The organism is Acinetobacter lwoffii (assembly GCF_024129595.1).
In the GTDB taxonomy this organism is placed as follows: domain Bacteria; phylum Pseudomonadota; class Gammaproteobacteria; order Pseudomonadales; family Moraxellaceae; genus Acinetobacter; species Acinetobacter lwoffii_O.
On record NZ_JAMXXS010000022.1, the window covers coordinates 38,036 to 53,185 of the forward strand.

At 42.9% G+C, this 15,150-nt stretch carries 14 protein-coding genes and 1 pseudogene; 6 read left to right on the forward strand and 9 right to left on the reverse strand.

Annotated features, from left to right (window positions below):
• Positions 1-69: 69 nt before the first annotated feature.
• Together NI466_RS11005 and NI466_RS11010 are read right to left on the reverse strand one after the other, a co-directional pair.
• Positions 70-1,236 carry an ATP phosphoribosyltransferase regulatory subunit gene (locus NI466_RS11005; RefSeq protein WP_004278964.1) on the reverse strand — a complete coding sequence of 389 codons (1,167 nt, stop codon included), beginning with the start codon at positions 1,234-1,236 and terminating at the stop codon, positions 70-72.
• 206 nt (positions 1,237-1,442) lie between these two features.
• A pseudogene (locus NI466_RS11010) lies at positions 1,443-1,898 on the reverse strand (Lrp/AsnC family transcriptional regulator).
• Between the two features lie 147 nt (positions 1,899-2,045).
• On the opposite strand from NI466_RS11010, the gene NI466_RS11015 reads away from it, so the two are divergent.
• Both NI466_RS11015 and NI466_RS11020 read left to right on the forward strand, forming a co-directional pair.
• Positions 2,046-2,795, forward strand: coding sequence for an AzlC family ABC transporter permease (locus NI466_RS11015; protein WP_253173572.1), 750 nt, complete (start codon positions 2,046-2,048; stop codon positions 2,793-2,795).
• On the forward strand, positions 2,792-3,091 hold the full coding sequence (locus tag NI466_RS11020; RefSeq protein WP_044113011.1) for an AzlD family protein: 300 nt from the start codon (positions 2,792-2,794) through the stop codon (positions 3,089-3,091). Before NI466_RS11015 ends, NI466_RS11020 begins: the two co-directional genes overlap by 4 nt.
• 44 nt (positions 3,092-3,135) lie before the next feature.
• Here the strand turns inward: NI466_RS11020 and NI466_RS11025 are convergent, their stop codons facing one another.
• Positions 3,136-3,432 (reverse strand): hypothetical protein, encoded by a 297-nt coding sequence (locus NI466_RS11025; protein WP_253173574.1) that lies wholly within the window; start codon positions 3,430-3,432, stop codon positions 3,136-3,138.
• A gap of 192 nt (positions 3,433-3,624) precedes the next feature.
• Complete coding sequence (locus tag NI466_RS11030) at positions 3,625-4,647, reverse strand: type I glyceraldehyde-3-phosphate dehydrogenase (protein WP_253173575.1); 1,023 nt, start codon at positions 4,645-4,647, stop codon at positions 3,625-3,627.
• 388 nt (positions 4,648-5,035) lie between these two features.
• Between NI466_RS11030 and alaS the strand changes: the two genes are divergently transcribed.
• The 3 genes from alaS to csrA all read left to right on the forward strand — a co-directional run bounded on the left by alaS (position 5,036) and on the right by csrA (position 9,579).
• Complete coding sequence (alaS, locus tag NI466_RS11035; RefSeq protein WP_253173577.1) at positions 5,036-7,729, forward strand: alanine--tRNA ligase; 2,694 nt, start codon at positions 5,036-5,038, stop codon at positions 7,727-7,729.
• A 64-nt stretch (positions 7,730-7,793) separates the two neighbouring features.
• The gene (locus NI466_RS11040; protein ID WP_253173579.1) at positions 7,794-9,074 is read left to right on the forward strand and encodes an aspartate kinase; all 1,281 of its coding nucleotides are present in this window, start codon (positions 7,794-7,796) and stop codon (positions 9,072-9,074) included.
• A 250-nt stretch (positions 9,075-9,324) separates the two neighbouring features.
• A complete protein-coding gene (gene csrA, locus NI466_RS11045; protein ID WP_004278972.1) occupies positions 9,325-9,579 on the forward strand; it encodes a carbon storage regulator CsrA in 255 nt (84 codons plus the stop codon).
• Positions 9,580-9,674: 95 nt separating this feature from the next.
• Here the strand turns inward: csrA and rnhB are convergent, their stop codons facing one another.
• Together rnhB and NI466_RS11055 are read right to left on the reverse strand one after the other, a co-directional pair.
• Positions 9,675-10,262 carry a ribonuclease HII gene (rnhB, locus tag NI466_RS11050; RefSeq protein WP_004278973.1) on the reverse strand — a complete coding sequence of 196 codons (588 nt, stop codon included), beginning with the start codon at positions 10,260-10,262 and terminating at the stop codon, positions 9,675-9,677.
• Positions 10,263-10,321: 59 nt separating this feature from the next.
• Entirely contained in the window at positions 10,322-10,693 is a 372-nt protein-coding gene (locus NI466_RS11055; RefSeq protein ID WP_004278974.1) for a hypothetical protein, read from the reverse strand.
• 217 nt (positions 10,694-10,910) lie between these two features.
• Between NI466_RS11055 and NI466_RS11060 the strand changes: the two genes are divergently transcribed.
• Positions 10,911-11,474 carry a cytochrome b gene (locus NI466_RS11060; RefSeq protein WP_026055720.1) on the forward strand — a complete coding sequence of 188 codons (564 nt, stop codon included), beginning with the start codon at positions 10,911-10,913 and terminating at the stop codon, positions 11,472-11,474.
• Positions 11,475-11,517: 43 nt separating this feature from the next.
• On the opposite strand, the gene NI466_RS11065 is transcribed toward NI466_RS11060, so the two are convergent.
• The 3 genes from NI466_RS11065 to NI466_RS11075 form a co-directional block, all read right to left on the reverse strand.
• The gene (locus tag NI466_RS11065) at positions 11,518-11,871 is read right to left on the reverse strand and encodes a hypothetical protein (protein ID WP_004645560.1); all 354 of its coding nucleotides are present in this window, start codon (positions 11,869-11,871) and stop codon (positions 11,518-11,520) included.
• Between the two features lie 45 nt (positions 11,872-11,916).
• On the reverse strand, positions 11,917-12,918 hold the full coding sequence (locus NI466_RS11070) for an adenosine deaminase (protein WP_253173581.1): 1,002 nt from the start codon (positions 12,916-12,918) through the stop codon (positions 11,917-11,919).
• A 76-nt stretch (positions 12,919-12,994) separates the two neighbouring features.
• Positions 12,995-14,317 carry an NCS2 family permease gene (locus NI466_RS11075; protein WP_004645563.1) on the reverse strand — a complete coding sequence of 441 codons (1,323 nt, stop codon included), beginning with the start codon at positions 14,315-14,317 and terminating at the stop codon, positions 12,995-12,997.
• Between the last annotated feature and the right edge of the window lie 833 nt (positions 14,318-15,150).

Below are 15,150 nucleotides of genomic sequence, written 5' to 3' on the forward strand. Positions count from 1 at the left end.
ATAGCCTCATTACATCATGCTGTTAAAGTTGAAAGCCCCGCTCAGCGACATGAACACTGAGCCAAGCAGTTAAATCGTTTTGACTGTCCACTCACCATTCGCATTCACCAGCTGGTGCGTCGCATATGGAATCGAGTTTAAATCATCATTACCCAGTAACTGAATTACACTTAAGCCTTGTGCGCGAATGTTCTGAATCGCATTCAGAAGTTCTGCATCAGTGCCTTTAGGCGCAACCACGACCTGTACCGCGTCAAACTGACCTGCGCTTAAAGCATATAAGTCACAAGAGAAACCGGTTGCCGGACGCGCGCGGCCAAAATGTTCACCAATGCCATCATAACGGCCACCTTGTGCCAGTGCAGCTGCACGGTTCGGTGCATAGACTGCATACATCAGGCCAGTATGATAATGGTATGAACGTAATTCAACCACATCAATACCAATACTCAAGTTTGGCCAACGGGTTTGAACTTCATCTTTGGTGGTTTGCAAGACATTAAAAGCCTGAGTGAATGCTGGATTTGCCAACACTTCAGCACTTAAATGCGCTTGTAATGCATCCAGGTCGCTGGCATAGCGTCCAAGTGCATAGAAATCCTGACCAAATTTCAGGTCTGCCGTGAATTCTTCTAATTCTGGCAAAGCCTTACGCTGGTATAAATCAGATAATTGCTGTTCAGCGACTTTGTTTAAGCCGGCTTGAGCCACCAGACTGCGGAATAAACCCACATGACCTAAGTCCAGATGAATACCATCTGCCAGACCTGTTTCCTGAATCAGACTGATCATCAAGTCGACCATTTCTACATCGGCATCGATGCTGTCTGAACCAAATAGCTCCGCACCTAACTGTAGTGGCGCACGCGAAGTGTTAAAACCGCGAGGCTTGGTATGCAGAACGGTTCCTGCATAGCAGTAACGTGCTACACCTTCCACTGGATGTACATGCGCATCAATACGAGCCACTTGTGGTGTCATATCGGCACGCACACCAAGCAAACGACCAGAAAGCTGATCGATGACTTTAAAAGTGGCTAAGTCTAAATCTTGATTCGATTCTGAGAGAGAAGATAGAGATTCGATGTATTCAATGAATGGCGTGTACACCAACTGATAACCTCGAGATGCAAGGAAATCCAGTGATTTACGGCGCAGACTTTCAATAACTTGCGCTTGTTCTGGTAATACATCAGCTACACCATCAGGTAATAACCATGTCTCTGAAATGGGCATGTTGTAAACCTAAATTCTTGTCAGCGCGGAACGAATCCGCATAAAAAAATCGGGAGCACACCCGATTTCTCCTAGTCTAGCACGATAGTTTTGGCTGTGCATCGCAAATTTTATAATTTTCGCTACCTGATGAAATCAACAACAATTGTGTCAACTATCAGCGTTTTAATGCACATTCAAAACAAATAGCATGAAAAAATCAGGCATTAAACCAAAGGCAATGCAGTGGTACTTTTGACCGTTTGCAATGGAATTTCAGTTTTTACACTTTGAATGCAGGGAATTTGGGTTAAATGGTGAATCTGAAATTTACGATAAGCATCCAGATCAGCCACTACAATTCTTAGAAAGAAATCACAATCGCCCGCCATTAACTGGCACTCGACCACCTCTGGCATTTCCTTGATCGCTTCGACAAATTGATCGACCACGGCAGCCTCTTGAGACTTGAGCTAGACACGTGCAAACACACTCATCGCCAAATTGACCTTTTGCGGATTCAGCAGCGCGACATATTGCTCAATCACACCATCATCTTCCAGCTGTTTCACCCGTCTTAAACAGGGTGATGGCGACAAGCCAATTAATTGAGCCAGTTCATTATTTTGCAGTTTTCCATTCATTTGCAGCTCATGCAAAATGCGTTTATCTATTTGATCCATATTTATACTTTGGCATTTAAAACCCTTTAAATTCAATTTAGCGCAATTTAATTTTAAATAAAACGTAAATCTCTTTCATTACAACAGCAAATAGCCAGAATATCGCCATAAAATATGGTCTAGTTTTGCAGTACCCAGGTCATTTCCATGCTTTTGTTTAGACAAAGCACCGCAGCGGTGGTTGTCCCTACCGATTTCAGCGAATTTCAACGTGGCATGAAAGATTCTATTCCAATGCTTTTAGGGATTATCCCCTTTGCGCTGGTGCTGGGTGCGACGGCGGTACAGAAGAATTTCAGCTTGCTCGAAGTGCCGTTACTGACAGGTCTGAACTTTGCCGGTGGTTCTGAGTTTGCCATTCTGGAAGTCTGGAGCAGTCCGCCAAATTTACTTATGCTGATGTTCATTACCTTTCTGGTGAATAGCCGGCATCTGTTGATGGGCGCCAGTTTGGTTCCGTATTTAAAGCATCTCCCCAATCGTAAAGTTTTTCCGGCGCTGTTCTTTATGGTCGATGAGAGCTGGGCGCTCGGTCTGGCTGATGCACAAAGGAAACAAGCGCAACTGGGTTATCGTGCTGCGTTTAGCATGCCTTATTATGCCGGCCTGTGTTTTTGCCTGTACTTGATGTGGGTCGGATTTACCACACTCGGCGCCATACTTGGACCTGTATTAGGTGACATCAACCGTTTTGGTTTTGATATGGCCTTTCCTGCTGTATTTCTGGTGTTACTGAGAAGTATGTGGAAAGGTTTTGAGGCTGCCCGGCCATGGCTGGTCAGTTTAGTCTGTGCGGCTTTGGCTTATTTATATTTACCTGCGGGCTGGTATGTGCCAATTGGTGCATTGTCTGGAATCGCTTCGGCATTTTTCCTGATTCAAGAGGATCAAACATGATCCAGATGAGTACCTTGGTGGCCATTATCCTGATTGCTGCGACCACTTATTTAACCCGAATCTTGGGCTATGTCTTATTAAAAAACAAAACGCTGACACAGCGCCAGCGAAAAATTCTGGAAGTAGTGCCCGGCTGCGTGCTGATTTCAGTGATTGCACCCTATTTTGTACGCGACAATCCTGCAGACCTGATCGCATTGGCTTTAACGCTATTTGCGGCTACGCGTTTTGGATTATTACCAACCGTCGCCATCAGTATGGTTTCTGCCGCAGTTTTAAGAATTTTAATCGTCTAATGCTCAAATAAAACCCCTTTAAATGATTTCTAAAGGGGTTTGGATTATTTCTGTGGATCAACCACTTTGGTCAGCAAACTGACTAGCTCGGCATTTTGCAATTCGACCTGCTGAAGTTTGGCCGTGGTCTGATCCAGCACTTCCTGCTGTACATGCATTTTTTTGGCTAAATCCTGCATGATTTCCAGAGTCTTTTTTAAATTTTCTTCCAGATGCACGATTTTTTCTTCGACTGGCATGCCTTCCACGCTACGTGGTTCATCATTCTGATTAAACTGCAGCCAGATCAGAAAAATCACTGCCAAAGTCAGCAATATAATAAATCCCCAAACCACCATCATGTGCTTGCTCTTATTTCATTTTATTGTCTTTATCTTAACGAAAAATGCTGCGGATAACGTAAATAATTCAGCCTCAACTCCTGATTTTCGATCAATTACCGGCAAATTCTCTTAAAACATGGCTTGCAGAATATTTACAGGCAAGAAAAAAGCACCGTGTCTTGGTGCTTTTGAGGTTTAGATGACCCGAACTTAATGAAATGATTCACATAAATCCAGCAGACGGTTGGCATAGCCCCACTCGTTATCATACCAGGCAAAGACCTTGGCTTGATGCCCGACCACCAGAGTCTGGGTCAAATCCACAATCAATGAATATGGGGAATGATTAAAATCACTCGATACCAATGGCTCATCCGTCACAGCCATGATTTCGGCAAAATCCTGTTTCGCAGCCTTAATCAGGACTTCATTCAGCTTATGATCGGTAATGGGAGACTGGGAAACAAAGGTCAGATCAATCGCTGCCACATTAATGGTCGGGACGCGAATCGAATAACCGTCAATCCGTCCGTCCATTTTTGGCATGACACGCTTTAATGCACCGAGTGCGCTTGAAGTCGTTGGAATAATGTTATGACCTGAGGCACGGGCACGACGCAAATCGCGATGTGCCTGATCCAGTACCGACTGATCCGCCGTTACAGCATGGATTTCGGTCATTAACGCACTGCTGATGCCAAAAGCATCATCGACAATTTTGACCAGTGGCACCAAAGCCTGGGTAGTACAAGAAACACTGGAAATGATCTGGTCCGATGCTTTGACTTCATGATGATTGACACCATAGACAATCGCGGCATCGACCGTATCAAAAGGTGCCGCGCCGATAATCACACGTTTTGCCCCTGCGCCAATATGCTGGGTCGCAGCTTCACGGGAACGGAACAGTCCGGTACATTCAAGTACCACATCTACCGCCAGGTTTTGCCAAGACAACTTAGCCGGCTGCGGCTCACACAAAACCTGCACTTTTAAAGCGGCATCTTGATAGCTGATATGCATATGGATATGTTCAGCATCATAACTGAGATCTACCTGCCCCGGAAAACGGCCATGGGTCGAGTCATATTTAAATAGATGAATCAGGGTTTCAACATCGGCAATATCGTTAATGGCAACGATTTCAAAATTAAAATCTTTCGGATTTTCAAACCATGCGCGCAGTACATTCCGTCCAATACGCCCAAATCCATTGATTGCCACTCGTTGCATGACTCGACCTTTTATATGCCTATTTTAAAACTCTTCTATGTTAAAGGATTTCTTGCGCCGTACATTAAAAACTTCAGTGAAAATACTGATTTTCGATTATTTTATTTCTGATACATTCGTCTGGATTCGAGCCATTTAAAATTCCGTTTATTTTTTAAAGTGATGGATATCCACAGATTCTGCTTCGGGAAAATTCAATTTAATTATTCAGCAAAAAACCTGAGTAAATAAATCCTTAGCAATTGGTTTTAAAATGATTGGTGCCTACTGCTTTTTCCGTTATAATTTGGCGTTTTAAATTTTTAAGCCCCGCATTGCAGCAGAGCTCTTGTATGCTTGTCAGACTGTGGTGTTTTAGCCAAATCGGAAATTATGGAGTGACTTGGTTGTGAGTACTCGTTTTATGACATCAGCTGAAATTCGTGAAGCATTTTTGCGTTACTTTGAATCGCAAGGGCATACACGTGTCGCGTCGAGTTCTCTAGTACCTGCCAATGACCCAACTTTGCTGTTCACCAATGCTGGTATGAACCAGTTTAAAGATTGCTTCTTAGGTCTAGAAAAACGCGATTATGTACGTGCAGTGTCATCACAAAAATGCGTGCGCGCAGGTGGTAAGCACAACGACTTGGACAATGTGGGTTATACAGCACGTCACCACACTTTCTTTGAAATGTTGGGTAACTTTTCCTTTGGTGATTACTTCAAACGTGATGCGATCAAATTTGCTTGGGACTTTTTGACTAACGAAGAATGGCTTGGTCTTCCTAAAGATAAACTCTATGCAACCGTTTACCACACCGATGATGAAGCCTTTGACATCTGGAACAAAGAAATCGGTCTAGATGCATCTCGCATCATCCGTATTGGTGACAACAAAGGCGGTCAATACGCATCAGACAACTTCTGGGCGATGGGCGACACCGGTCCTTGCGGTCCATGTTCTGAAATCTTCTTTGACCATGGCGATCACATCTGGGGTGGCCTACCGGGTTCTCCTGAAGAAGATGGCGACCGTTTCATTGAAATTTGGAACAACGTATTCATGCAGTTCAACCGTACTGCTGATGGCGTATTACACCCTCTTCCAGCACCTTCTGTGGATACAGGGATGGGCTTGGAGCGTATTTCTGCTGTTTTACAGCACGTCAACTCAAACTACGAAATCGATTTATTCCAGCATTTACTTAAAGCTGCGGCTGAAATTATTGGTTTGGACACTACAGCGCTTGAAGCTGAAGCTGCTGAGAAAGGCACACCAGTTCAGTATCCTGCTTCATTGAAAGTTGTTGCTGACCATGCACGCTCATGTTCATTCCTGATTGCTGATGGCGTAAACCCTTCTAATGAAGGTCGTGGTTATGTACTGCGTCGTATCATCCGTCGTGCAGTACGTCATGGTAACAAGCTAGGTGCAACAGGTTCGTTCTTCTACAAGATGTTGAAGCCACTGATCGAAGTGATGGGCGAAGCTTATCCTGAACTTGCTGCTCAACAAGCACGTATCGAAGCACAACTTCTTAAAGAAGAAGAACAATTTGCCAAAACACTTGAGCAAGGTTTGAAATTGCTTGAAGGCGAATTGGCACAGTTAAAAGGTTCTGTGATTCCGGGCGAAGTGGTATTTAAACTTTACGACACTTATGGTTTCCCGACTGACTTGACTGCTGACATCGCACGTGAACGTGACTTAACCATTGATGAAGCTGGTTTCGAAACTGAAATGGCTGCACAGCGTCAACGCGCACGTGATGCAGGTAAATTCGCGATCGACTACAACAGCGTAGTTAAAGTTGAAGGCGAAACTCAGTTTGATGGTTATGACGCAACTGCAGGTGAAGGTCAAATCATCGCAATCTACAAAGATGGCGAGCAAGTTGATGAAGTGTTTGAAGGCGATGAAGCACTGATCGTACTCAACCAAACACCTTTCTACGCAGAAAGCGGCGGTCAAATCGGTGATACAGGACTCTTTAAAAACGATACTGGTATTTTCGAAGTTCAAGATACCAAAAAATCTGGTGGCGCATTTGTACACCAAGGTATCGTGACGATGGGTAACTTGAAAGTTACTCAAAATGTAGAAGCAACAGTAAAAGCAGATATTCGTGCAGCAACTGCGCGCAACCACTCTGCGACTCACCTGCTACATGCTGCGTTACGTCAAATTTTAGGTTCACATGTACAGCAAAAAGGTTCATTGGTTGCATCTGATGTGTTACGTTTTGACTTTGCCAATGACCAACCTGTAAGCTTTGAACAGCTGCAAGAAATTGAACGTTTGGTCAATGCTGAAGTGATTGCCAATACTGCGGTGTCTACTGAACTTCTGGATATCGAGTCTGCGAAAGCTAAAGGCGCGATGATGCTGTTTGGCGAGAAATACGGTGACGAAGTACGTGTACTGTCTATGGGTTCAGTGATTGAAGAGAAAAACTTCTCAATCGAACTTTGCGGTGGTATTCACGTAAAACGTACCGGTGATATCGGTCTGTTCAAAATCACCTCTGAAGGTGGTGTGGCAGCCGGTGTACGTCGTATTGAAGCAGTAACAGGCACTAAAGCAGTTGAAGTTGCGCAAAAAGCCGATCGCGATATCAATACGATTAACGGTTTGCTCAAAGCGCAAAAAGACCAGACTTTAGAAAAAGTTGAAGCACTGGTTGATACTGCATCGAGCTTGCAGAAACAGATCGAACAACTCAATCAAAAACTTGCTAGCCTGCAAGCTGGTGAACTTCTAAGCCAAGTTCAAAGCATTGCAGGTCGTGCAACCTTGATTACAACTGTTGAAAACATGGATGCAAAAGCACTACGCAACCTGCACGACGGTGTGAAATCAAAATTAGAAAATGCAGTGATTGTTCTGGCAGGTGTAGAGGGTGACAAGGTGAGCTTGATCGCATCTGTAGCAAAAGACTTTACTGCTTCTATTAAAGCAGGTGACATCATCAAACATTTGGCAACTGAGCTAGGTGGTAAAGGTGGTGGTAAACCTGACTTGGCACAAGGTGGCGCGCCACTTAACGAGAAGTTTGCTCCAGTGATGGCAGATTTAACTGCCTGGCTTGCAGCAAAATAAAACTTCAATTTTGTGTAACTGACCCTGATAGGTACATCAGGGTCATGGCTTATATGGAACAACTATGGCATTAATCGTTCAAAAATATGGCGGTACCTCTATGGGTACTCCCGAGCGCATTTTAAATGTTGCTCGTCGTGTAAAGCGCTGGCATGACCACGGCCACAAGGTAGTGGTAGTGGTATCAGCAATGAGTGGCGAAACCAATCGTCTACTTGCTTTAGCGAAGGCCATTACCGAAACCCCTGACCCACGTGAACTAGACCAAATGGTATCTACGGGTGAACAGGTTACGATTTCTATGTTAGCAATGGCGCTGAACTCAATTGGAGTTGAAGCAAAATCACTAACAGGTCGCCAGGTTGGCATGAAAACCGACAGCTCATTCAATAAGGCACGTATCGAATCCATTGATACTGAAGTCCTGAACTCAAATCTGGATGCAGGCCGCGTACTTGTCGTTGCCGGTTTCCAGGGTTTTGATGAACATGGCAATACCACTACTTTAGGGCGTGGCGGTTCTGATACTTCAGGTGTTGCAATTGCTGCCGCACTCAAAGCAGATGAATGCCAAATTTATACCGACGTTGACGGTGTATATACCACCGATCCACGTGTTGCACCAAAAGCAAAAAAAGTTGATCGTATTTCATTTGAAGAAATGCTTGAGATGGCGTCACTCGGTTCTAAAGTCCTGCAAATTCGTTCAGTTGAATTTGCTGGTAAATACCAGGTGCCTTTACGCGTATTATCAAGCTTCGACAATGACAACGATGGCGCATTCGACGAAGAGTTTAAGCAAAACGTTGGTACACTTATTACGACTGAATTGGAAGACAACATGGAACAGCCAATTATCTCCGGTATCGCATTTAACCGTGACGAAGCAAAATTAACTATTTTAGGTGTGCCTGACGAACCAGGTATTGCTTCTAAAATTTTGTGCCCGATTGGTGATGCCAATGTTGAAGTGGATATGATTATCCAGAACGTTGAAGAAGATGGTACAACTGATTTCACTTTTACTGTGAACCGTGGCGAATTAAATAAAGCCAAAGCCATTCTTGAAGCGACTGCTCAAGAAATTGGTGCGCGTGAAGTTGCGACCCGTTCAGATATCGTAAAAGTATCGATTGTGGGTGTAGGTATGCGTTCTCATGCAGGTGTAGCGAGCAAAATGTTTACAGCATTGGCAGATGAAGGCATCAACATCCTGATGATCTCGACGTCTGAAATCAAGATTTCTGTGATCATTGAAGAAAATTATCTTGAACTTGCTGTTCGTTCATTGCATACCGCATTCGGTTTAGACCGTGAACAAGGCGAATCTAGCGTACGCGCTTAATCGTTAAGACAGAATATTGTCATTGTTTGACAGTATTTTATAAAAGTCTACAAAAATGCAGAGCCACTATAGTTTTTTTTATAGTGGCTCTGTTATATTAAGCCTGAGGATTTTTAACCAGCTGAGATAGATTAAAATCTTTCACCCAGATGACAGAATTTCTATCCAGATCTTATTTTGTAATTTTTGGTTGTGCTTTTTGTTTTACATTCAATAGATTGCAGGTTTTGCATTTTGCAAGGAGAAAAACATGCTGATTCTGACTCGACGCGTCGGGGAAACTTTAATGATTGGTGATCAAGTCAGTGTGACTGTGCTTGGTGTAAAAGGTAACCAGGTTCGTATTGGGGTGAATGCTCCGAAAGAAGTCTCTGTGCACCGTGAAGAGATTTACCAGCGTATCCAGCATGAACGTGCAATGCATGAACATCTTCAACATATCGATCAAGATTACCAACCTTCTTATGAAGACGATAGCCAGACACAAAATAACTTTAACCGTTAATGTTTGTGCGAAGAATAAAGCGGCTTTTGAGCCGCTTTAAATTTGTCTAAATTTTATACAAAAATATTAAATACTTAGATAATTTAAAATAAAACTTAAAGTTCTGCACCCTGCTGTAATGCTGCAATCACCTTTTTTACCGGCCCAAAACTGCGACGATGCTCATCAATCACGCCATGTAAGGCAATCGCTTCAAAATGTGCCTTGGTCGGATAACCCTTGTGCTTGGCAAAGCCAAATTGCGGATGCTTCTGGTCCATCTCGATCATCTGATGATCACGGGTTACTTTCGCCAGAATACTGGCTGCTGAAATTTCAGCATGCAGTGCATCACCACCCACCACGGCATCACAGCTCATAGCAAGGCCCTGTGGAATCTTGTTGCCATCGACCAATACATGCTCAGGCTGAACTGGCAAAGCTTCTACAGCACGGCGCATGGCCAGCAAAGAAGCTTGCAAAATATTATGTTCATCAATCTCTGCCGCAGAAGCCTCAGCAATGGCCCATGCCAGCGCTTTTTCCTGAATCTCGATAAAAAGTTTTTCACGCTTCTTTTCAGTGAGTTTTTTAGAATCATTTAAACCCTCAATCGGGTTGTTCGGATCCAAAATAACTGCCGCAGCGACCACCGAACCCACTAATGGCCCACGCCCTGCTTCATCTACACCAGCAATCTTCATGTCTATTTTTCCATAAAAAATAGGCTGAACCAGTCAGCCTATTTCAATTTAATCTTGGCTTAGTTTACAGCTTCAGCTACACAAGCGTTAATGGTTTTTGCAACCACATTGCCGACAATCGTCGCACGTGCTGCCGGGTCAATTGCTGCAGTCGCCAAATCTACCGCTGTTACGCTTTGGGGTGCTTTTTCGCTGACACAGCCACAAATTTCAGTCTGGATATTCTGCTTTTGGGTCGTAGTCATTAGACGTGTAGCTGTTTGCCATGCTGGAATATTATTCAGCTCAGTCGTACATTTTGCATTGATCGCGATTTTAAGCGCAGCCCCACCCAGCTGTTGAGTCGTGGTTTGCGTTTCAGGGCTGCCTGTTGTTGCACAAGCCGATAAAACCAAAGTAAGCGGAGCAAGTGCAGCCAATAATTTTTTCACAGATCTGTTCCTTGTTTATTCATATATGAAGCGTGACGCTATTGTGCCGAAATTCACCTGAATAAGAAATCTATAAATCATCCTGAATGTTTAATCTGCACCCAGCCATTTCAATGGATGTTGCATGAAAGCCACCATAGCGTTGCAGATTTGGAATTGCTGGGCTGATTCGCCCTTTGCTAAGGTGCATCCATCTTTGAGGGCAATCGAAAATCACATGGAAAAAGTACAATATTACACGCGCACGGCACAATGGTTGCACTGGATCATGGCAGTTATCTTTATTGCGGCCTGGCTGATTGGTTTTTATAGTGGGAATTTTTTAAGTTATGAGGTCGATGGCAGCTTTAAAGGCGATGTCATCACCCTGCATAAAAATATCGCCACCACCATTATTTTCCTGTTGGTTGTGCGAATTTTCTGGCGTTATACCCATCCTGCCCCTGAACTACCGGACACTATGTCACCCCGGATGAAAACTTTGGCACATGCAGGTCATCTGGCTTTGTATTTTATGCTGATTGCTCTACCTGTCACCGGCTGTTTATATAGCTGGAGTCTGGGCTATCCAGCACCAGTGCTATATTTATTTAACCTGCCGGCACTGATTGCAGAAAATCCGGCTGTAACCGCGATCGTAAAACCCCTGCATATCTGGCTTTCCTGGGCAGTTGGCTTACTTTTAGTTGGACATATTTTCGCAGCACTGAAACATCATTTTATCGATAAAGATCATGTACTCAACAGCATGACCCGACAATCCAAATCTTCTAAAAAATAATCTGCAAAACCACACTCAATCAGCTTTCATTGCAAAGCTGATTTTATTTTAAGAACTCGGTCATGCAGCCTTTCAGACTGTTTGCAATAGCCTGTTGCGTGAGTTTTGACTTTACTTCTTCATCCAGAGTCGCTTTCAGTAAAGTGCTTGCCGGAATATCCTTGAGTGCATGCTCACCTACACATGAACAGACATTCTGTTCAAGTTCAGCTTTATTTTTGTCCTGCATAAAATAGGTCGAGGCAGTCCAGAATTTAGATGCTTTCAATTCTTTTGCACATTGGTATTCAATCACGGGTTTTAAAGTACGCTGTGTCAAAGTCATATCCGCATTTGAGCAAGCAGATATCAACACGCTACTGATGAGCAGAATTATATTTTTCAATTTCATATCCATCTATAAAAACAAAGGCAGAGCGAACCCTGCCTTTTATTTAAAAACTTAAACCAGGGCACGGATCTGGTTGATCCATTGCTCTTTTTCAGTATCGGTAATAAAAGAGGCTTCAAATGAGTTAATGGCCAACTGCTTGAGTTCCTCATTGCTTAAATCCAGTGCTTCAGCAATGGCAATAAAATTGTCATTCATATAACCACCAAAATAAGATGGATCATCTGAATTGACTGTAACGTGCACGCCTTGTTGCAAGAGGCGACGGATATTATGCTGCTGCATATCATCCACGACGCAGAGTTTCAGGTTTGACAATGGGCAAACTGTCAGTGGCATCTTTTCTGCGATCAGGCGCTGCATTAACTCCGGATCTTCTTCCGAACGAACCCCATGATCAATACGATTCACTTTCAGCAAATCTAAAGCTTCCCAGACATAAGCTGCCGGACCTTCCTCACCTGCATGTGCTACAACCAAGAAACCTGCTTCACGCGCTTTAGCAAAGACACGTTCAAACTTTGAAGGTGGATGCCCGACTTCACTTGAATCCAGACCGACCGCAATAATCTGGTCTTTATAAGGTAAGGCCTGTTCCAGTGTTGCAAATGCAGCATCTTCACTTAAATGACGCAAGAAACACATAATCAGATGTGAACTGATACCAAGTTTAGTTTTGGCATCATCACAGGCTTTTTGCAAGCCGTTGATCACGGTTGCAAAAGCAACACCACGATCGGTATGGGTTTGTGGATCAAAGAACATTTCAGTATGCACGACCCGGTCTTCAGCACATTTTTCAAAATACGCCCACGCCAGATCATAAAAATCCTGTTCATGAATTAATACAGCAGCGCCGGCATAATAAATATCCAGGAACGACTGAAGATTATAAAAGTTATAGGCCTGTTTAACTTCTTCAACAGATTTATACGGGATGGCAATTTTATTACGCTGAGCGATCGCAAACATTAGCTCAGGCTCAAAAGTGCCCTCAATATGAACATGAAGCTCGGCCTTTGGCAAAGCTCGAATCAACTCAAGACGGTTCATCGCTTCTCCTCATGAAACCTAAAATAATAAAAAAAGGGTGCAAACTGAGTTTACACCCTTTCCAAATCTAGTAAAATTAGCCGCCAAATAGTGCGAATTTAAGCGTCCATAGTACTGCAATAATCCAGACCATATACGGTACAGTTGATGCCTTACCGGTTAACAATTTGATCAGTGCATAGCTGATGAAGCCCATCGCAATACCATCAGCAATTGAATAGGTAAATGGCATAAATACAATGGTTAAAAATGCAGGAACTGCTTCTGTAATATCTTCCCAGTCAATATGCACGATACCTTGAATCATTAAGACACCGACAAATAACAGCGCTGGTGCTGTTGCAAAGCTTGGTACAGACTGTGCCAATGGTGCAAGGAACAAACAGGCAACAAACAGGATACCGACTACAACAGCAGTTAGACCTGTACGGCCACCGGCTGCTACGCCCGCAGAAGATTCAATGTATGGCGTAGTTGAAGATGTACCCAGCGCTGCACCTGCAACAATTGCAGAAGAGTCAGCAAAAAGTGCTTTTTTCAAACGCGGTAGTTTGCCATCTTTCAACAAGCCTGCACGGTGTGAAACACCTACAAGCGTACCGGTTGAGTCGAATAAATCGACCAGGAAGAAGACAAAAATCACGCCAATTAAACTGGCAGTGAACAGACCTTCAAAGCTCATTTGCATAAATGTGGGTGCAATCGATGGCACTGCGCCAACCACACCTTTAAATTCACTCAGACCCAATGCTGCTGAAATACCGGTTAACACCAAAATACTGATGATGATCGCACCACGCACTTTAAAGTGATGCATCACAACAACCAGAAGGAAACCAAATAATGCAAGCAAAACCGATGGTTGTTTTAAATCGCCCAAACCTACCAACGTAGCAGGATTATCCACAATCAGGCCGGCATTTTTCAAAGCAATCAGCGCAAGGAATAAGCCAATACCACCACCGATGGCCAGTTTCAGCGACATTGGAATCGCATTTACAATGGCTTCACGGATTTTGAACATGCTGATCGCAATAAACACAAGACCCGAGATAAACACAGCCCCAAGTGCTGTTTGCCAAGGCACACCCATTCCCAAACATACGGAATAGGTAAAAAAGGCATTCAAGCCCATGCCTGGTGCAAGTGCAATTGGATAATTTGCAATCAAGCCCATGACTAAACAGCCAATCGCGGCTGCAAGACAGGTTGCTACAAAGACAGCCCCATGATCCATCCCCGTTTCGGACAAAATCATCGGATTGACAATAATGATGTAACACATCGTTAAGAATGTAGTTACACCGGCAAGAACTTCTGTACGGAAACTGGTTTTGTTTTCACTCAGTTTAAACAGACGTTCAAGCATACTTTCTGAAGATGGATTAGGAGTCGTCATGACCTAGCCCCTATTGAGTAAACTTTATGCTTTAAGCAAGCCGTCAAATAAATGAAATTTTATAAAAAAATTCATCAATTTTAAGGATGTGTTAGCAACGAATATGCCAGCATAGCCATTTGACGGGTTAAAATGTTGGAACAGCTTACAGCCCCAGGGCTATGCTATAAAAACCCAAAAAAAAATCTAAACAAAAAAGCTGCATAACCTTTATGCAGCTTTATTTTACGATTTAAACCAAATGCTTAACAAGATGAATTCTGCTTCATCCTGATCGTTGGCAAATTATAACACATTGATTTCTTATTGCTTCTTAGATTTTACACTTTATTAGAAATTAATATATCTTAAATGAATACTTTAAATTTTTATTATATTTATTATTGATTTAATTTTATCATTTTAGCCCAATCAACGAAAGAAGATTGTCTAGCCTGCTTAATGTCGATGCCGATTGGATTCCAGCAATTTGCTTGAATCACGTCCATCGTTCAAGACATGACGGATCTTTTCATATTTTCTGATTTCGGACTGTTTATGGACACAAAATCCTAATAAACTGATCATTAAGGCAAAAACAGGGATAGCATATATTTTCATTTTTATTATGCTGCTTTGTAACACTATGCAATTATGCTAACAAAAAACCTAACAAACTTGTGACATAGTTTACATTTAACCCGATAGAAGGCATTTATTTATCCTCTAAATATTAATTTTATGTCGTTTTATTTATTAATACTTAGGGTCTGTTGACATTTACTGTTCATAATTAACCCTATAAAGGTAGCCATAAAAATATACAGGCTAAAGCAACAGAACTTTGATAATTT